At 72.7% G+C, this 17,775-nt stretch carries 16 protein-coding genes; 11 read left to right on the top strand and 5 right to left on the bottom strand.

What is annotated here, in order from left to right:
* The first annotated feature begins 4 nt into the window (after nucleotides 1-4).
* From O7604_RS04615 to speB, 5 genes are read left to right on the top strand one after another with little or no spacing between them, the layout of a single operon-like run.
* On the top strand, nucleotides 5-913 hold the full coding sequence (locus O7604_RS04615; RefSeq protein ID WP_281578971.1) for an ABC transporter permease: 909 nt from the start codon (nucleotides 5-7) through the stop codon (nucleotides 911-913).
* Entirely contained in the window at nucleotides 910-1,743 is an 834-nt protein-coding gene (locus tag O7604_RS04610) for an ABC transporter permease (RefSeq protein ID WP_281578970.1), read from the top strand. Before O7604_RS04615 ends, O7604_RS04610 begins: the two co-directional genes overlap by 4 nt.
* Nucleotides 1,740-3,161 carry an FAD-dependent oxidoreductase gene (locus O7604_RS04605; protein ID WP_281578969.1) on the top strand — a complete coding sequence of 474 codons (1,422 nt, stop codon included), beginning with the start codon at nucleotides 1,740-1,742 and terminating at the stop codon, nucleotides 3,159-3,161. Before O7604_RS04610 ends, O7604_RS04605 begins: the two co-directional genes overlap by 4 nt.
* Nucleotides 3,161-4,363 (top strand): saccharopine dehydrogenase C-terminal domain-containing protein, encoded by a 1,203-nt coding sequence (locus O7604_RS04600; protein ID WP_281578968.1) that lies wholly within the window; start codon nucleotides 3,161-3,163, stop codon nucleotides 4,361-4,363. The genes O7604_RS04605 and O7604_RS04600 overlap by 1 nt, the downstream gene beginning before the upstream one ends.
* Entirely contained in the window at nucleotides 4,360-5,373 is a 1,014-nt protein-coding gene (gene speB, locus O7604_RS04595) for an agmatinase (RefSeq protein ID WP_281578967.1), read from the top strand. Before O7604_RS04600 ends, speB begins: the two co-directional genes overlap by 4 nt.
* A gap of 111 nt (nucleotides 5,374-5,484) precedes the next feature.
* Here the strand turns inward: speB and O7604_RS04590 are convergent, their stop codons facing one another.
* A complete protein-coding gene (locus tag O7604_RS04590; RefSeq protein ID WP_281578966.1) occupies nucleotides 5,485-6,615 on the bottom strand; it encodes an IS110 family transposase in 1,131 nt (376 codons plus the stop codon).
* Nucleotides 6,616-7,027: 412 nt separating this feature from the next.
* Between O7604_RS04590 and O7604_RS04585 the strand changes: the two genes are divergently transcribed.
* Nucleotides 7,028-7,876: a DUF559 domain-containing protein gene (locus tag O7604_RS04585; RefSeq protein WP_281578965.1), complete on the top strand. Its 849-nt coding sequence runs from the start codon at nucleotides 7,028-7,030 to the stop codon at nucleotides 7,874-7,876.
* A gap of 154 nt (nucleotides 7,877-8,030) precedes the next feature.
* On the opposite strand, the gene O7604_RS04580 is transcribed toward O7604_RS04585, so the two are convergent.
* The 4 genes from O7604_RS04580 to O7604_RS04565 form a co-directional block, all read right to left on the bottom strand.
* Nucleotides 8,031-8,480, bottom strand: a complete 450-nt coding sequence (locus tag O7604_RS04580) for a hypothetical protein (RefSeq protein ID WP_281578964.1) — start codon at nucleotides 8,478-8,480, stop codon at nucleotides 8,031-8,033.
* 134 nt (nucleotides 8,481-8,614) lie between these two features.
* Complete coding sequence (locus O7604_RS04575) at nucleotides 8,615-8,962, bottom strand: DUF779 domain-containing protein (RefSeq protein ID WP_262012457.1); 348 nt, start codon at nucleotides 8,960-8,962, stop codon at nucleotides 8,615-8,617.
* Complete coding sequence (gene adh / locus O7604_RS04570) at nucleotides 8,962-10,467, bottom strand: aldehyde dehydrogenase (RefSeq protein WP_281578963.1); 1,506 nt, start codon at nucleotides 10,465-10,467, stop codon at nucleotides 8,962-8,964. The genes O7604_RS04575 and adh overlap by 1 nt, the downstream gene beginning before the upstream one ends.
* 40 nt (nucleotides 10,468-10,507) lie before the next feature.
* Entirely contained in the window at nucleotides 10,508-11,788 is a 1,281-nt protein-coding gene (locus O7604_RS04565) for a transcriptional regulator (RefSeq protein ID WP_281578962.1), read from the bottom strand.
* A 236-nt stretch (nucleotides 11,789-12,024) separates the two neighbouring features.
* Between O7604_RS04565 and O7604_RS04560 the strand changes: the two genes are divergently transcribed.
* From O7604_RS04560 to O7604_RS04540, 5 genes are all read left to right on the top strand, one after another.
* Nucleotides 12,025-12,690 (top strand): response regulator transcription factor, encoded by a 666-nt coding sequence (locus tag O7604_RS04560; RefSeq protein WP_091418650.1) that lies wholly within the window; start codon nucleotides 12,025-12,027, stop codon nucleotides 12,688-12,690.
* Nucleotides 12,687-13,739: a HAMP domain-containing sensor histidine kinase gene (locus O7604_RS04555; RefSeq protein ID WP_281578961.1), complete on the top strand. Its 1,053-nt coding sequence runs from the start codon at nucleotides 12,687-12,689 to the stop codon at nucleotides 13,737-13,739. Before O7604_RS04560 ends, O7604_RS04555 begins: the two co-directional genes overlap by 4 nt.
* Before the next feature lie 115 nt (nucleotides 13,740-13,854).
* Nucleotides 13,855-15,990, top strand: coding sequence for a pyridoxal-phosphate dependent enzyme (locus tag O7604_RS04550; RefSeq protein ID WP_281578960.1), 2,136 nt, complete (start codon nucleotides 13,855-13,857; stop codon nucleotides 15,988-15,990).
* Entirely contained in the window at nucleotides 15,987-17,120 is a 1,134-nt protein-coding gene (locus O7604_RS04545) for a D-alanine--D-alanine ligase family protein (protein WP_281578959.1), read from the top strand. Before O7604_RS04550 ends, O7604_RS04545 begins: the two co-directional genes overlap by 4 nt.
* Nucleotides 17,117-17,752 carry a M15 family metallopeptidase gene (locus O7604_RS04540; protein WP_269702050.1) on the top strand — a complete coding sequence of 212 codons (636 nt, stop codon included), beginning with the start codon at nucleotides 17,117-17,119 and terminating at the stop codon, nucleotides 17,750-17,752. Before O7604_RS04545 ends, O7604_RS04540 begins: the two co-directional genes overlap by 4 nt.
* Nucleotides 17,753-17,775: the final 23 nt, after the last annotated feature.

Below are 17,775 nucleotides of genomic sequence, written 5' to 3'. Positions count from 1 at the left end.
CGGCATGAGCGCGCTGGCCCACGTACCGACCTCCGCCGGGAAACCGGCGCCGCCGCCGGTGCGGCGCGGGCGCAACCGGCTCCTGCCGTACCTGTTGCTGCTGCCCGGCGCGGCCTGGCTGCTCGTCTTCTTCGCGCTCCCGCTCGTGCAGCTCGCCTCGGCCAGCCTCTACGACCCGGCCGGGTCGCTCTCCACCGGGTACGCCATGACCTGGGCGTTCAGCAACTACCCGGACGCGTTGCAGGCGTACTGGCCGCAGTTCTCCCGGTCGTTCCTCTACTCGGCCATCGCGCTGGTGCTCGCGCTGCTGATGGGCTACCCGCTGGCGTACGCGATCGCGCAGAAGGCCGGCCGGTGGAAGAACCTGCTGCTGGTCGCCGTGGTCGCGCCGATGTTCACCAGCTTCCTGGTGCGCACGCTGGCCTGGAAGACCATCCTGTCGGACAACGGCGCGCTGGTCGGGCTGCTGCGCGACGTGCACCTGCTCGGACCGGACGGCCGGCTGCTGGCCACCCCGATCGCCGTGGTGCTCGGTCTGACGTACAACTTCCTGCCGTTCCTGGTGCTGCCGCTGTACGCGAGCCTGGAGCGGCTGGATCCCCGGCTGCTGGAAGCGGCGAGCGACCTGTACGCGAGCCCGCTGCGCGCGTTCGCCAAGGTGACGCTGCCGCTGTCGATGCCCGGCCTGATCGCCGGCACGCTGCTGTTCTTCATCCCGGCCACCGGTGACTACATCAACGCCGAGCTGCTCGGTACGCCGAACGAGTACATGATCGGCAACGTCATCGACTCGGCGTTCCTGGTCCGGCTGGACTATCCGCAGGGCGCGGCGCTGTCGTTCCTGCTGATGGCCGCGATCCTGGCGATCGTCTTCGTCTACCTGCGCCGCGCGGGAACGGAGGACGTCCTGTGAGCAAACTGAAGCGCTGGCTCGCCGACCGGTGGGTGATGGGCGTGGCACTGCTCGTCCTCGGCTACCTGACGCTGCCGATCATGGTGGTCGCCGGGCTCTCCTTCAACCGGCCCTCCAGCCGGCTCTCCTACGACTTCAACGAGTTCACGCTCGACAACTGGAAGCAGCCCTGCGCCACCTCGGACATGTGCGACGCCGTGGTGCGCAGCATGCAGATCGGGCTCATCGCCACTCTCGTCTCCACGCTCCTCGGCACGCTGATGGCGTTCGCCCTGGTCCGGCACAGCTTCCGCGGCCGGTCCGGGCTCAACGGCCTGATCTTCCTGCCGATGGCCACCCCGGAACTGGTGATGGGCACCTCGCTGCTCGCCCTCTTCGTCGCGGCCGGGGTGCCGCAGGGCTTCTGGACCATCGTCATCGCGCACGTCATGTTCTGCATGTCGTTCATCGTGGTCACCGTGAAGGCCCGGCTCTCCGGCATGGACCGGCGGCTGGAGGAAGCCGCGATGGACCTGTACGCCAGCGAGTGGCAGACGTTCCGGCGGATCACGCTGCCGCTCGTGCTACCCGGCATCGTGGCCGCCGCGCTGCTGGCGTTCTCGCTCAGCTTCGACGACTTCATCATCACGAACTTCAACGCCGGCACCACTGTCACGTTCCCCATGTACGTCTGGGGCGCCTCCCAGCGGGGCATCCCGCCGCAGGTCAACGTGATCGGCACGGCCATGTTCGTGATCGCGTTGCTGCTGGTGGGGGCCACCTCGCTGCGCGGGCGGCGGGCACGACGGGCCGCCCTCGCGGTGGTCGCCACACCGGCGGGCAAGCCATGACACTCCCGCATACCGGCCGGGCGCTGGCCGACGCCGCGCCCGTGTCGTACTGGCTGGACCGCCCGGAGCGCCCCGACGCGCTGCCGTCGCTGTCCGGTGCGCACGCCGCCGACCTGCTCGTGGTCGGCGGCGGGTACGCCGGGCTGTGGACCGCGCTGCTCGCAAAGGAGGCCGACCCGGACCGTGACGTGCTGCTCGTCGACGCGGGCACCTGCGGCTGGGCGGCGTCCGGGCGCAACGGCGGGTTCTGCGCCGCGTCGCTGACCCACGGGCTCGCCAACGGCGTCGAGCGGTTCCCCGGCGAGATCGGCGAGCTGGAACGGCTGGGCCGGGAGAACCTGGACGCCATCGCCGCCACCGTCGCGAAGTACGACATCGACTGCGACTTCGAACGCACCGGGGAACTGGCGGTGGCGGTCGAGCCGTACCAGCTCGACGGGCTCGCCGACGACGCCGAGATGGCCCGCCGGTACGGCCACGACGTGCGGCTGCTCGACCGCGACGAGGTACGCGCCGAGGTGGCGTCGCCGACGTACCTGGGCGGGATGTGGGACGCCGACCGGGTGGCCCTGCTCGACCCGGCGAAGCTCGCCTGGGGACTGCGCCGCGCCGCGCTCGACCTGGGCGTACGCGTGCACGAGCACACCCGCGTCACCGGCCTGGCCCGCGACGGCGCCGCGCTGCTCGCCCGGACGTCGGGCGGCGCGGACGCGGCGCCCGGCTCGGTCCGGGCGCGGCAGGTCGTCCTCGCCACCAACGCGTTCCCGCCGCTGCTGCGCCGGCTGCGCTCCTGGGTCGTCCCGGTCTACGACTACGCGCTGATGACCGAGCCGCTGACGGCCACGCAGCGCGACGCGATCGGCTGGCGGCACCGGCAGGGGCTCGCCGACACCGGTAACCAGTTCCACTACTACCGGCTCACCGCCGACAACCGGATCCTGTTCGGCGGCTACGACGCGATCTACCACTACGGCAATCGGGTGGCGCCCGCGCTGGAGCAGCGCGAGGCCACCTTCACCACGCTGGCATCGCACTTCTTCACGACCTTCCCGCAACTCGACGGGCTGCGGTTCAGCCACCGCTGGGGTGGCGTCATCGACACCTGCACCCGGTTCTGCGCGTTCTTCGGCACCGCGTACGAAGGACGCCTGGCGTACGCGGCCGGGTTCACCGGGCTCGGCGTCGGCGCGACCCGGTTCGGCGCCCGCGTCACGCTCGACCTGCTGTCCGGCACCCACACCCCGCTGACCCGGCTCGACCTGGTGCGCCGCAAGCCGCTGCCGTTCCCGCCGGAACCGGCCCGGTCCGTGGGCGTCAACCTCACCCGCTGGTCGCTCGCCCGCGCCGACGCGCGTGACGGACGGCGCAACCTCTGGCTCCGTACTCTCGACCGTCTTGGACTGGGGTTCGACTCCTGATGCGTATCCTCCTCGTCGGCGCCGGTGGCGTCGGCTCCGCCGCCGTATCCATCGCCGCCCGCCGTTCCTTCTTCGACCTCATGGTGGTCGCCGACCACGACCCGGCGCGCGCGGCGCGGGCCGTCGCCGGGCACGGCGACCGGTTCGTCGCCGCCACAGTCGACGCCTCCTCCGCCGACGCGGTGGCCGCGCTGTGCCGGGAACACCGCATCACGCACGTGCTCAACGCGGTCGACCCGCGCTTCGTCATGCCGATCTTCGACGGCGCGTTCGCCGCCGGGGCCGACTACCTCGACATGGCCATGTCGCTGTCCCGGCCGCACCCCGAGCACCCCTACGCCCAGACCGGGGTCAAGCTCGGCGACGAGCAGTTCGCCGTCGCGGAGCGGTGGGCCGCCGCCGGGCGGCTCGCGCTGTGCGGCATCGGCGTCGAACCGGGCCTGTCCGACGTCTTCGCCCGCTACGCCGCCGACGAACTCTTCGCCGAGATCGACGAGATCGGGGTACGCGACGGCGCGAACCTGACAGTCGCCGGGTACGACTTCGCGCCCTCGTTCTCCATCTGGACCACCATCGAGGAGTGCCTCAACCCGCCGGTGATCTGGGAGGCCGGGCGCGGCTGGTTCACCACCGAGCCGTTCAGCGAGCCGGAGGTCTTCGACTTCCCGGCCGGGATCGGCCCGGTCGAATGCGTCAACGTCGAGCACGAGGAGGTGCTGCTCATCCCGCGCTGGGTGCCGGCGAAGCGGGTCACCTTCAAGTACGGCCTCGGCGCCGAGTTCATCGAGGTGCTGCGCACGCTGCACAAGCTCGGACTGGACTCGACCCAGCCGGTGCGCGTACGCGGGGTCGAGGTGTCGCCGCGCGACCTGGTGGCCGCCGCGCTGCCCGACCCGGCCACGCTCGGCGACCGGATGAGCGGCAAGACGTGCGCCGGCACGTACGTCACCGGCACCGGCCCGGACGGCCGGCCCCGCCGCGTCTACCTCTACCACGTGGTCGACAACGAGTGGTCGATGGCCGAGTACGGCCACCAGGCGGTGGTCTGGCAGACCGCCGTCAACCCGGTCGTCGCGCTGGAACTGCTCGCCACCGGCGCGTGGACGGGCACGGGCGTGCTCGGCCCGGAGGCGTTCCCGCCGACCCCCTTCCTGGACCTGCTCACCGGCTACGGTTCGCCGTGGGGGATGGAGGAACGATGACCCGGTACGGCCCGATGTACGGCCCCGACATCACGTTCCTCGGCGTGCCGCCGTGCACCGTCGAGGAGCCGGTCACGTACGCCGACGCGGACGTGGTGATCATCGGGGCGCCCTTCGACGGCGGCACCTCGCACCGGCCCGGCACCCGGTTCGGGCCGTCCGCCATCCGGCAGGCCTGCTATCTGCCGCACGACGGCTCCCGCCCGTCGCTGGCGCTGCGCGTGGACGCACTGAAGGACCTGTGCGTCTACGACGCCGGCGACGTGGAGATGTTCGGCGGCGACATCGAACGCTCGCTCGCCGCCCTGGAGACCGCCGTGCACGCGGTCGCCGCCGCCGGGGCGATCCCGGTGGTGCTCGGCGGCGACCACTCCATCGCGCTGCCCGACGCCACCGGCGTGGCCCGGCACCACGGGCTCGGCCGGGTGTCGCTCGTGCACTTCGACGCGCACGCCGACACCGGGGACGTCGAGTTCGGCTCGCTGCACGGCCACGGCCAGCCGATGCGCCGGCTCATCGAGTCCGGCGCGGTACGCGGCGACCGCTTCCTCCAGATCGGGCTGCGCGGCTACTGGCCCGGCCCGGACACGCTGGCCTGGATGGCCGAGCAGCGGATGCGCTCGTACGAGATGACCGAGATCGTGGCGCGCGGCCTGGACACCTGCCTCACCGAGGCGTTCGGCATCGCGACCGACGAGTGCGAGGGCGTGTTCCTCTCCGTCGACGTGGACGTGGTCGACCCCGGCATGGCGCCCGGCACCGGCACACCCGAGCCGGGCGGGTTCACCTCCCGGCAACTGCTCGACGCGGTGCGCCGGGTCTGTTACGAGCTGCCTGTGGTCGGGCTGGACGTGGTCGAGGTCGCGCCGCCGTATGACCACGCCGACATCACCGCGTACCTGGGCAACCGGGTGGTGCTGGAGGCGCTGTCCGCGATAGCCCGCCGCCGCCACGACGCCGAAACCGGAACCCCGTGGAACCCCACCCAGCCGCTCCTGGACAACCGCTGACCCGCCACCTCCGCCCTCTTCCTCCCCGTTGATCTTGCACTTTCGGCCCCGGCATTCCGGTCATATCCCCCGGTGAGAGGGCGCTAACTGCAAGATCTGTGAAGGTGTTTGTCAAGCGTTGGTTTCGAGGGTGCGCCAGATTTGGCGGGCTATGTAGCGTTTGAGGCTGCGGGTGATTTCGGCTGGGGTGCGGCCTTCGGTGGTGCGGCGTTCGACGTAGTCCTTGGTGGGTTGGTGGCATCGTTGGCGGGTTTTCGCGATGGTGTGTAGGGCGGCGTTGAGGGTGCGGTCGCCGCCTCGGTTGAGGCGGTGGCGGATGGTGCGTCCGGAGTTGGCGGGGACGGGGCTGGCGCCGGCGAGTGAGGCGAAGGCGGCTTCGTTGCGGAACCGGCCGGGGTGTGACCAGGCGGTCAGTGCGATCGCGGCGGTGACGGGGCCGATCCCGGGTTGGTCGAGCAGGGTGGGGCAGAGCTTGTCGACCAGGGTGCGGATCTCGGCGAGGTTGGCTTTCAGGAGCTTCTCGAGGGTCAGGATCTGCTCGGCCAGGGCTGCCAGTTGAGTGCGGCGCAGTCGGTCAAGTCCGCTGCCGCTGCCGCTGCCGCTGCCGCTGCCGCTGCCGCTGCCGCTGCCGGTGCCGCTGCCGGTGCCGCTGCCGGTGCCGGTGGTGAGGGTGGTGGCGTGTTGGACCTGCCGCAGGGTGTTCAGTCCGCGCATCTGTGTGCGTAGATCGTCGTCGGCGGTGAGGATCAGCGATTTGAACAGGTTGATGGTGGCGGTGCGGGTGTCGCTGTAGTGGCGGCGGCAGACGTGCAGCAGGCGCAGGGCTTCCCGGTCGCCGTCGGCGCGGGGCGTGGCGACGTGGTCGGCGGCCAGCACCGCGCGAGCGGCGTGCACGGCGTCCAACGCGTCGGACTTGCCGCCTCGCCGACGGCGTCCGGCAGCGGGTTTGGGTGCTTCCAGGACGTCCTCACCCGCGGCGCGCAGGACACGCAGCAGGCCGACCCCGTGACACCGGGCGCCGTCCAGGGCCCAGGCCCGCCGGCCCGTTCCCAGCCCGGTCGTCTGCCGCCCGGCCCAGGCCAGCAGAACAGCGGCGCCGTCGGCGGTGGCCGGCACGGTGATCTCGGCCAGCACTGTCCCGACCGGGGTGGTCACCGCGGCGGTGTGCGTATCGGTATGGGTATCCACACCGATGACCGCGTCAACACGGCCGGCCAGACGATCTGCCAGGATGGAAGGCACGGACGGTTCTCCCTTGCACGGGACGACGTTCGGACGGCGTCGGCCCGGGAGACGATCACCCGGCGGCACATCTGTGATGAGTCACGCGACACCAATCGCGGACAGGCTTCTGATCAGGCCAGCAAGGTGGGCCGGGCCGACGCCGGCAACCCACGAGGACAGGTCGCGCTTCACGGCACACCCTTCTGCGGTGGCCAGATCTTGCATGAGTCACTCGTCGATCACCGACGTCGAACCCTACCGATACCAACCCCTCCCGGAACCGGCCCACCTATAGAAGCGTCGCGCTAGGCGAGGGGAGGGCCTAGCACAAGGGGAAGGGACGGTGGGGGGTGTGCACATGCCTGGGGTTGTCCACAGGTGAGGGAAGTGGCGAGAGGTTCGGGCGCGGGCGGGGCGGCATGGTTCGGGGATGTCGACGCAGCTGTGGCGGACCCGGGAACTGATGCGGGTGCTCACCGTGAAGCGAGTACGCACCCAAGTCAGGCGCGAGGAGCTGGTCCGCGTGCGGCGCGGTGTCTACGCGCCGACACCGTGCGATGACGAGGACGAGCTGCGAGCCCTGCTGCTGTGTCTGCCCGGCGACGCGATGCTGGCGATGCAGAGCGCGGCGCGCCGCCACGGATTTGGCGTCCTTCGGGAATCCGCGGTGCACGTGCAGTTGCCGCCGGACGTCGCCAAGCCCCGCCTACCGGGTCTCGTCGTCCATCACTCCGTCCTGCCGGTCCGGCCAGTGGTCGTCGGTGGCCTGCCGTGCGTGCCCGCCACGCAGTGCGCGATCGACCTTGCCCGAGGCGTACGCCGTATGGATGCCCTCCCCGTGCTCGACGCCGCACTCCGCTCGGGTGCCGTGACGGTCGACGACCTCGCGGCGGAGTTGCCCCTGCACCGGGCCCTGCGCGGCGTCCGGCAGGCGCGCGATCTCGTGCCGCGAGCCGACGGCCGCTCCGAGTGCCGGCAGGAGAGCCAGCTGCGGCTGTTGCTGCTCGACGGCGGGCTCCCGGCACCCGAGCCGCAGATGTGGATTCACGACCGGTACGGCATGCCCCGCTTCCGCGTCGACCTGGGTTACCGGGAACGGCGGGTGGGTGTGGAGTACGACGGTCTGTCCCACCTGGACCCGGAGCGCATGCGGTACGACCGCGACCGGATCAACTGGCTGGACGCCAACGGTTGGCGGATGCGCTACTTCACCGACCGCGACCTCTACCGACGCCCGTCCCACATCGTCGCCACTCTCCGAGCCGCCCTGACCCCCTAACCCGCGCTGCCTCCGCCCCTGCCAACCCCGCCGACCGCGCCAACCCCCGCCGATCTTGCGCTTGCCTACCCCGCAAAAGGGACAGATCTGGCAACCAAGGGGCACCAAGTGCAAGATCGCGGGGGAGAGGGGTAGGGGGGCGGTGGGGGTGGGGTCAGGGGCGGGTGCAGTGGGGGCGCAGGCGCACGCGTTCGGTGGTTTCGGTGATCGAGTTGGGCTCGACCACCAGGCGGGCGATCGTGGTGGCCGGGCCGGGGCGGAAGGTGCCCTGGTCGGCGGGGATCGTCGCGGTCCAGGTGCCGGCGGTGCGCTCGTCGGTGCACGCGCCGATCACGCCGAACCCGAAGCCGGTGACCGTGCCGCGCCGTGCCCGCTGCTCCAGGTGCACCTCGATGTACGCGAGGCCGCGCTCGGCGCCGCAGTCGAACCGGCCGCCGACGGTGGCGGTGTGCGCCCGTACGTCGGCGGCGCCGAACCAGTTGACGGAGACGCGGGGTGAGGCCGCCGGGGCGGCGACGGCGGCGCCCGGCGCGAGCCCGAGCGTGGCGGCGGTGGCCAGGGCGGTGAGGCCGGCGGCGAGCACTGGCTGTCGGACCGGGTTCATGAGCGGTCTCCTGTCGGGCGGTGGCGGAACGCGACCCGGTAGCGACTCGAGCGGTGGTGGGACGCGGACTCCGAAGTGGACGGCGTCAGCATCCCACCGCCGTGATACCCGCGAGCTGCAAGATCTCGGACAGATCAGCGGTTCAGGTGGGACCGGATGAGGAAGCGGACGCCCTCCGGTGCCTCCAGGGAGAAGCCGCTGCCCCGGCCGGGCACCACGTCGACGGTGAGCCGGGTGTGCTGCCACAGCTCCCACTGGGCCTTCGACATCCAGAACTCCACCGGCTCGGGCACGCCGTCGACGGCCAGCGAGGCGAGCAGCACGTCCGAGCCGCCGGTGCGGAACTCCCCGGCCGGATAGCACATCGGGGCGCTGCCGTCGCAGCAGCCGCCGGACTGGTGGAACATCAGTGGGCCGTGCTGCCCCCGCAGCGACCGGATCAGGTCGGCCGCCGCGGGGGTCACTGTCACGGTGTCACCCATCAGAAGAAGCCCAGCTTCTTCGGCGAGTAGCTGACCAGCAGGTTCTTGGTCTGCTGGTAGTGCTCCAGCATCATCTTGTGGTTCTCCCGGCCGATGCCGGACTGCTTGTAGCCGCCGAACGCGGCGTGCGCCGGGTAGGCGTGGTAGCAGTTCGTCCACACCCGGCCGGCCTGGATCGCGCGTCCGGCCCGGTACGCGGTGTTCAGGTCCCGGGTCCACACGCCCGCGCCGAGCCCGTACAGCGTGTCGTTGGCGATCTTCACGGCGTCGTCCAGGTCGGCGAAGGAGGTGACCGACACGACCGGGCCGAAGATCTCCTCCTGGAAGATCCGCATCGAGTTGTCGCCCTCGAAGATGGTCGGCTGGACGTAGTAGCCGCCGGACAGTTCGCCGCCCAGGTCGGCCCGCTCGCCGCCGGTCAGCACCTTGGCGCCCTCCTGCCGCCCGATGTCCAGGTAGGACAGGATCTTCTCCAGCTGGTCGTTCGACGCCTGCGCGCCGACCATCGTGTCCGTGTCCAGCGGATGCCCCTGCTTGACCGCCTTCGTCCGGTCCACGGCGGCGGCCAGGAAGTCGGAGTAGTGGCCCTGCTGGATGAGCGCCCGGGACGGGCAGGTGCACACCTCGCCCTGGTTGAGGGCGAACATGGTGAAGCCTTCGAGGGCCTTGTCCCGGAAGTCGTCGGACGCGGCGCTGACGTCGTCGAAGAAGATGTTCGGGCTCTTGCCGCCCAGTTCCAGCGTGACCGGCTTGATGTTCTCGCTGGCGTACTGCATGATCAGCCGCCCGGTGGTGGTCTCGCCGGTGAACGCCACCTTCGCCACCCGCGACGAGGAGGCCAGCGGCTTGCCCGCCTCGACGCCGAAGCCGTTCACCACGTTGAGCACGCCGGGCGGCAGCAGGTCGCCGATCAGCGAGAGCAGGTAGTGGATCGAGGCGGGCGTCTGCTCGGCCGGCTTGAGCACCACCGCGTTGCCGGCGGCGAGCGCCGGGGCGAGCTTCCACACCGCCATGAGGATCGGGAAGTTCCACGGGATGATCTGACCGACCACGCCCAGCGGCTCGTGGAAGTGGTAGGCGACGGTGTCGTCGTCGAGTTCGCCGAGCGAGCCCTCCTGCGCCCGGATCGCCCCGGCGAAGTAGCGGAAGTGGTCGATCGCGAGCGGGATGTCGGCGGCGAGCGTCTCGCGTACCGGCTTGCCGTTCTCCCACGTCTCGGCGATCGCGAGGGACTCCAGGTTGTCCTGCATGCGGTCGGCGATCCGGTTGAGGATCAGCGAGCGTTCGGCGACCGAGGTGCGGCCCCACGCGTCGGCCGCGCCGTGTGCCGCGTCGAGCGCCTTCTCCACGTCCTCGGCGGTGCCCCGGGCCACCTCGCAGAAGGTCTGGCCGGTCACCGGGGTCGGGTTCTCGAAGTACTTCCCACCGTGCGGCTTCACGTACTCGCCGCCGATGTAGTGGTCGTAGCGGGACTGCCAGTGGGTGGGGGCGTCGTAGCGCGTCATGGGTACCTCCGCCGTCCGTCTGGGGTGGATGGCGGGCAGGCTAGTTTCCGGGACGTTGCAGGAACGTTGCGCGCGGCAGCGCGTACTCCTCGGCGAGCTGGCGGGTCCGTGCGACAGCGAGCGGCCGGCGGGGCGCGCCCGGCGGCAACGCCCGCGCCAGGGCCTGCCAGGCGGCCAGGTCGTCGGCTCCGGCGGGCGTCGCGGTCCAGGCCGCGAGCAGGCCCGGGTCGGCGCCGGCCAGCACCGCGGCGCGCACCTGACCGTCGACCAGGCGGCGCAGTCGCGCGACTCCCGGCGCGTCCGACCCGGGCAGCAGGGGCCCGGGGTACGCGCGCAGCGCCGCCGCCGGATCGCCACGCTCCAGCAGTTCGGTGACGGTACGGAAGTCCGCGCGCACGGCCGGCCGCAGCCGGTACGGGCGGGAGTCGAGCAGTTCCTCGCCGAGCACGCGGCGCAGCCGGGACAGTTCGGCGCGCAGCGTGACCGGGTGCCGCCTGTCGTCGCCGTAGAGGTCGAGGCCGAGCTGTTCCCCGGTGCGGCCCTCGGGATGGTCGACGAGCAGCACCAGCAGCTCGCTGTGCCGCCGGCCGAGCCGGATGCGCCGGCCGCCGACGCGCAGCTCCGCCTCGTCCCGCCCGAGCGCCGACACGTACGCCACGTCCGGCGCGGTGGGCGCGGCCCCGGCCAGGAACGCCTCGGCGGCCCGGGCGGTCGCCCGCACCAGCGCGAGGCTCTGCGGGTTGGCCAGGTGGTCCCCGCCGGTGATGTCGACGGCCCCGAGCAGCGCGCCGCTGACCGGGTCGTGGACCGGCGCGGCGGCGCACGTCCAGCGCTGCACCGGCCGGACGAAGTGCTCGGTGGCGAAGATCTGCACGCCGTGGTCGACGGCGAGGGCGGTGCCGGGGGCGTTCGTGCCGGCGTGCGCCTCGTCCCAGCGGGCGCCCGGTACGAAGTTCATCCGCTCGGCGTGCCGCAGCACCCCCGGGTGGCCCTCCACCCAGAGCAGCCGGCCTGCGGCGTCGCAGACCGCCATCAGGTGCGCGCCGTCCTGCGCGATGCCGCCGAGCAGGTCGCGGAACAGCGGCATCACCCGGGCCAGCGGATGCGCGGCGCGGTAGGTCTCCAGCGCGTCGTCGGTGAGGTCGACCGGCGCGGTGGCCTCCGGGTCGAGCAGCGCGGACCGCTCCCAGGAGCGGGCGACCACCTCCCGGACGCCGCCTGTGGTTCCCGCGGTGAGGAACGCCTCGTGGGCGGCACCGACCTGCGCGATCCGCTCCGCCGGATCCGCGCCGAACTCCAGGGCGAGCCACGGGTCAGCCACCAGCGCCTCCTTCCACCCATCGTGACCCACCTCACGCCTGAGCGCCAATGCGTGATCCGGGTCACTTCAGCAGTGCGCGCGCTGCCCGTGGACCGGACGAACGGCCCAGACGGCTCGACGCCGGTTGTCGCAGCGTGGCCCGCGTGGAGGATGGCTGCTGCGGACGCTTACAGAACCCTTAACTGCGGCCTGCGAAGGTGTGCCGGACGACGAGGAAAGACACGGGGGAGCGCAAGGTGCGGGTGCTGGTGGCGGACGACGAGCGGCTCTTGGCGGACACGGTCGCCGAGGGGCTGCGACGGTTCTCCATGGCCGTCGACGTCTGCTACGACGGCGACGGCGCGCTGGAACGGATCGGGGTCAACCGGTACGACGTGGCGGTGCTGGACCGGGACATGCCCGGCGCCACCGGCGACGAGGTGTGCCGCAGCCTGGCCGGGTCCGACGCCGGCACCCGCGTGCTGCTGCTCACCGCCGCCGCCGGCATCCGGGACCGGGTCGCCGGCCTCGGGCTGGGCGCCGACGACTACCTGACCAAGCCGTTCGCGTTCGCCGAGCTGGTGGCGCGGGTCCAGGCGCTGGGCCGCCGCTCCACCCCGGCCCTGCCGCCGGTGCTGGAGCGGCACGGCGTGGTGCTCGACGTGGCCCGGCACACCGCGACCCGGGACGGCAGCCCGCTCGGGCTCAGCCCGAAGGAGTTCGCCGTCCTGCACGTGCTGATGCGGGCCGGCGGCCGGGTGGTCAGCGCCGAGGAGCTGCTGGAACAGGCGTGGGACGAGTTCGCCGACCCGTTCACCAACGCGGTCCGGGTGACGGTGATGACCCTGCGCAAGAAGCTCGGCCAGCCGTCGGTCATCCACACCGTGCCGAAGGCCGGCTACCGGATCGGCGAGCCGGAGTGAGCCCCCGCCGCCGCATCCTGCTGGTCGGGGTGCTCGCCCTGCTCGCCGGGTTCTTCGTGCCCAACATGGTCAAGTCGCTGCTCGAACTGGTGTGGGGGCAGGCCCAGTGGTTCTGCGGCCTGGCCACCATCGGCGCGGTGTGCGAGCCGGGCCGTCCGTTCGTGCCGCTGCTGCCGCGACTGATCGAGTTGCTGGTGCTGGTGGCCGCCGGGCTCGCGGTGTGGGGCGCTGCCCGCTGGTGCCTGCGCCCGGTGCACGACCTGGTCGCTCCGATCGCGAACCTGGGACCGCAGAACCTCGGCTACCGCATCCGGCGCGGCGGCCGGGACGAGCTGGCCGGGCTCAGCCGCGCGATCGACGACATGCTGGACCGGGTCACCGCCGGGTACGAGGGACAGCGGCGGTTCGCCGCGAACGCCTCGCACGAGCTGCGTACGCCGCTGGCGGTGCAGCGCACCCTGATCGAGGTCGGCATGGCCCAGTCGCTCACCGGCGAGCAACTGGAACTGCTGACCGCCCAGCTGCTCGCCACGAACGAACGCAACGAGCGGCTGATCGAAGGGCTGCTCGCGCTCAGCGAGAGCGACCAGGGCCTGCGGTCCTCCACCCCGCAGCGCCTGGAGCAGATCGTCACCGGCGTGCTGGCCGCGTACGCCGACCGGGCCGCCGAGGCGGGTGTGACGGTGGAGTCCCGGCTGTCGCCCCGGATCGTGACCGGTGAGCGGGTGCTGCTGGAACGCCTGGTCACGAACCTGGTGGAGAACGGCATCAAGTACAACCGCGAGGGCGGCCGGCTCACCGTCACGGTCGGCGGTGACCCCGCGCTGACTGTGACCAACAGCGGGCAGAACGTCCCCGCCGAAGCGGTCGACGGGCTGTTCGAGCCGTTCCGGCGCCTCGCCCGGGACCGGACCAACCAGGGCGGCGGTGCCGGGCTCGGCCTGGCCATCGCCCGCTCCATCACCCAGGCGCACGGCGGCGTCATCGCCGCCCGCCCGGGTGCGGACGGCGGCCTGCGGGTCGACGTCCACCTGCCCCTCGTGGGCTGACCACCCCACACACGACTCCGGGAGCCGCCGTCGCGGCGTCCCGCGATGACACCTGCCCGAGGACGGGACCGGCGCCGCCGCCGCCCTTTCGCAGAAGGCCGGAGAGGAGACCGCAGTGCCGACGCGTACCGAGGGGAGCGCACCACCAGGTGACCGGGTGGTCTGGGCCGACGTGGCCAAGGGCGCCTGCATCGTGCTCGTGGTGCTCTGGCACGTCGTCGTCAAGGACTACCTGCGTATCGACTGGCGGGTCGGTCTGCCGGTGCCGGGCGCGTGGGGCCTGCTCGGCGAGCAGTTGCTGCCGCTGCGGATGCCGTTGTTCTTCGCGATCTCCGGCGTCTTCGCGGCGAACGCGGTGGCCCGCCCGTGGCGGGTGTCCGGGCGGTCCCGGATCGCCCGGAACCTCTACCTGTACGTGATCTGGCTGCTCGTCCACACCGCGCTGCTGGCGCTGGCGCCCGGCTTCCCGACCGACCGGGCCACCGACCCGGGTGAGCTGCTGGCCCAGCTCACCGTGACGCCCTCGAACCTGTGGTACCTGTACGCGCTGGCGCTCTACTTCGTGCTCGCCAAGGCGCTGCGCCGGGTCCACCCGGCGGTCCTGCTGATGGCTGCGGGCGCGCTGTCCGCGGTGGCGGCCACCGGGCTGCTGGACAGCCCCGGCAACCGGGGGCAGGTCTACCAGAACCTGGTGTTCTTCCTGGCCGGTGTGCGCCTGCGGCCGTACCTCACGCGGTGGGCGGACGCCGCGAGCACCCGGCGGCTCGCCGGCACCGGTGCCGCGTACGCGGTCGCGCTGGCCGCCATGGCGCTGGCCGGCGCGCAGAGCTGGCCCGGCGTGTACCTGCTCGTCTCCGTGCTCGCGGTGGCGTTCGGGCTGACCGCCGCCGCCCGGCTGGCCCGGCACCGCCTGGCCGGTCCGGTACTGACCCGGCTCGGCCGCCGCACGCTTGGTGTCTACGTGATCCACATGCCGGTGCTGGCGCTGCTGGACCGGCTCCTCGCCGCACCGGTGGCCGGGCTGGACGGGCCCGCGCGGGCGCTGCTGGTGACCGTCTACCCGGTCGTGCTCACCGCGCTCGTGCTCGCACTGAGTCTCGCCGTGCACCGCTGCCTCACCGCGCTCGGCGCGCACTGGCTGTTCGACCTGCCGCGCCGCCGCGTCCACTCGAATCCCGAAGGAGAGACCATGCCCCGAACCGACGCGCCGGTGCTGCCGGACCGCACACATGTCGAGGAGGCCGCCCGCGCGCTGTCCGGCCGGGTGGTGCGTACCCCGGTGCTGCACAGCCCGGCGATCGACCGCCTGGCCGGCGCCCGCGTCCTGCTCAAGGCGGAGAACCTCCAGGACGGCGGCTCGTACAAGATGCGCGGCGCGATGCTGGCGGTGGGCCGGCTCGCCGCCGCCGGGCACACCGGCGTGGTCGCGCAGAGCACCGGCAACCACGCCGTCGCGGTGGCGCTGGCCGCGCGCCGGCACGGGCTGGCCGCGACGGTCGTGCTGCCGGTGGACGCCGCGCCGGTCAAGGTGGACCGGGCGCGGGCCGCCGGGGCCCGGGTGGTCCGGGCCGGCACCACTGTCGAGGAGCGTCTGGCCGTCGCCCGGCGGATCGCCGACGTGGAGGGCCACCCGCTCGTCGACGCGTACGACCACCCGGACGTGGTGGCCGGACAGGGCAGCGCCAGCCTGGAACTGATCGAGGAGGCGGCGCGGCGCGGCACGCCCCTGGACGCGCTTGTGGTGCCGGTGGGCGGGGGCGGCGGCATCGCCGGTGCCTGCCTGGCCGCGGCCGGAACGCCGATCCGGGTGTACGGCGTCGAGCCGGTCGGCTGCGACTCGCTCGCCCGCAGCCTGGCCGCCGGACGACCCACACCTGTCGCCCCGGCGCCGAGCCTGGCCGACGGGCTGCGGCCCGGGTGCGTCGGCGACCTGCCGTTCGCGGTGGCCCGGACCGCCGTGCGGGGGGTGGTCCGGGTCGACGACGACGCGATCGTCGAGGCGTTCCGGCTGCTCCTGCTGGACCTGAAGGTGCTCGTCGAGCCGTCCGGCGCGGCCGGACTGGCCGGCGCGTTGCGCCTAGGCGAGGTGGCCGGCGCGGGCGGCGTCGCCCGTTCCGGCGGCGGGGCGCCGTGGCCGCCCGAGGGCCGGCGGCAGATGACCGTCGGCGTGGTGCTGACCGGCGGAAACGTGGAAGCGGAAGTGGTGGCCCGGCTGGCGGGCGACCCGATGACTGTGGGAGTGGCGGCATGAGGTCGACAGTGCGGATCGGTGTCCTGTTCGGAGGCCCGTCGGCGGAACACGAGGTCTCCTGCGCCTCGGCGCTCGGCGTGGCCCGGGCCCTGGCGGAGCGGGGGCACCGCGTGGTGGCGCTCGGCATCACGCGTACCGGCGGGATCCGGCTGCTGCCGGAGCCGGTGCTCGCGCGGCACCTCGGCACCGTGGCGGCCGGCCGGGCGATCGACGACCGGCTACCGGTCACCGGGGAGGCGGTGGAACTGCGGCGCGGGGCAGCCGCCGGCACCGTGGCGGTCAGCGCGGCCGACGACCCGGCCACCGTGCACGCCGAGCTGGACGTGGTGTTCCCGGTGCTGCACGGCCCGTACGGCGAAGACGGCGTGGTGCAGGGGCTGCTGGAATCGCTCGGCGTGCCGTACGTCGGGTGCGGCATCCTCGCCTCCGCCGTCGGCATGGACAAGGTGGCGATGAAGCGGGCGCTGCGGGCCGAGGACGTGCCGACCACGCCGTACGTCTGGTTCGACGAACCGACCTGGCGGGCCGCGGCGGACCCGGAGAAGCTGGTGGTGGGGCTGCGCGGACCGCTGTTCGTCAAGCCGGCCCGCATGGGCTCCTCGATCGGCATCTCCCGGGTGGCAGACGGCGACGACCTGGTGGCGGCCGTGGAGGAGGCGTTCCGGCACGACCACGTGGTGCTCGTCGAGCAGGGCGTGACCGGCCGGGAGCTGGAATGTGGCGTGCTCGGCGGCTGGCAGCCGGAGGCGTCGGCGGTCGGCGAGGTCCGGGTCGCGGGCGGCTGGTTCGACTACCGGCAGAAGTACTTCGGCGACGCCGACCCGATGATCGTCCCGGCGCCGCTGCCGGACGAGGTCACCGAGCGGATCCGCGACCTGTCGGTACGGGCGTTCACCGCGATCGGCGGTTGGGGGCTGGCCCGTGTCGACTTCCTCTACGACGAGACCACCGGCGACCTGTTCGTCAACGAGCTGAACACGCTGCCCGGCTTCACCGCGCACTCGATGTACCCGAAGGTGTGGGCCGAGTCGGGTGTCGCGTATCCCGAGGTGGTGGACCGGCTCGTCGCGCTCGCCTTCGCCCGGCACGCGGCCCGGCCGTCGCGCGAACACCCCGGGGGCACGCCGTGATCCTGCTCTCCGACCCCCGGGTCGCCGCGGTGTCCAGCCGGGACGACGGCGAACCCCTGGTGGACCTGCGCGACGTGCCCGGACTGCGGGTGGACGGGCGGGCCGCCGATCCCGCCGGGGCGTACGCCCGGGTGCGGCGCGGTGTCGCGGACCGGTTGCTGGCCGCGCAGCGCGCGCTGCCGGCCGGGCTGCGCCTGCTCGTGGTCGAGGGCTACCGGCCGTACCGGGCGCAGCTGGACATCTTCACCGGCTACCGGGACGAACTGCGCCGGCGTCACCCGGACTGGCCGGCGGACCGGCTGCACCGGGAGACCACCAAGTTCGTCTCGCCGGTCGAGGTGGCCCCGCACAGCACCGGCGGAGCAGTCGACCTCACCCTGTGCGACGCCGACGGTGTGGAGCTGGACATGGGCACCGCGCTCGACGCCACCCCGGAGGAGAGCGCCGACGCCTGCTTCACCGCCGCACGGCACATCCCGGTGAGCGCGTGGCGCAACCGGAATGTGCTGGTGGCGGCGTTGAGCGGCGCGGGGATGGTGAACTACCCGACGGAGTGGTGGCACTGGTCCTACGGCGACAGGTACTGGGCGCTGATGACCGGAGCGCCGCACACCCGTTACGGTCCGTTGTAGTCCATCAGGCCAGGTGAACGTTC

Origin of the sequence: Micromonospora sp. WMMA1947 (assembly GCF_027497355.1) — a bacterium.
In the GTDB taxonomy this organism is placed as follows: Bacteria; Actinomycetota; Actinomycetes; order Mycobacteriales; family Micromonosporaceae; genus Micromonospora.
This window is presented reverse-complemented; position numbering and strand designations above follow the sequence as displayed.

What these genes read in the sequence shown, in the direction of transcription:
- O7604_RS04615 (WP_281578971.1), top strand. Translation starts at nt 5, where the DNA reads ATGAGCGCGCTGGCCCACGTACCGACCTCCGCCGGGAAACCGGCGCCG.
- O7604_RS04585 (WP_281578965.1), top strand. Translation starts at nt 7,028, where the DNA reads ATGTCGACGCAGCTGTGGCGGACCCGGGAACTGATGCGGGTGCTCACC.
- O7604_RS04580 (WP_281578964.1), bottom strand. Translation starts at nt 8,480, where the DNA reads ATGAACCCGGTCCGACAGCCAGTGCTCGCCGCCGGCCTCACCGCCCTG.
- speB (WP_281578967.1), top strand. Translation starts at nt 4,360, where the DNA reads ATGACCCGGTACGGCCCGATGTACGGCCCCGACATCACGTTCCTCGGC.
- O7604_RS04605 (WP_281578969.1), top strand. Translation starts at nt 1,740, where the DNA reads ATGACACTCCCGCATACCGGCCGGGCGCTGGCCGACGCCGCGCCCGTG.
- O7604_RS04600 (WP_281578968.1), top strand. Translation starts at nt 3,161, where the DNA reads ATGCGTATCCTCCTCGTCGGCGCCGGTGGCGTCGGCTCCGCCGCCGTA.
- adh (WP_281578963.1), bottom strand. Translation starts at nt 10,467, where the DNA reads ATGACGCGCTACGACGCCCCCACCCACTGGCAGTCCCGCTACGACCAC.
- O7604_RS04575 (WP_262012457.1), bottom strand. Translation starts at nt 8,962, where the DNA reads ATGGGTGACACCGTGACAGTGACCCCCGCGGCGGCCGACCTGATCCGG.
- O7604_RS04545 (WP_281578959.1), top strand. Translation starts at nt 15,987, where the DNA reads ATGAGGTCGACAGTGCGGATCGGTGTCCTGTTCGGAGGCCCGTCGGCG.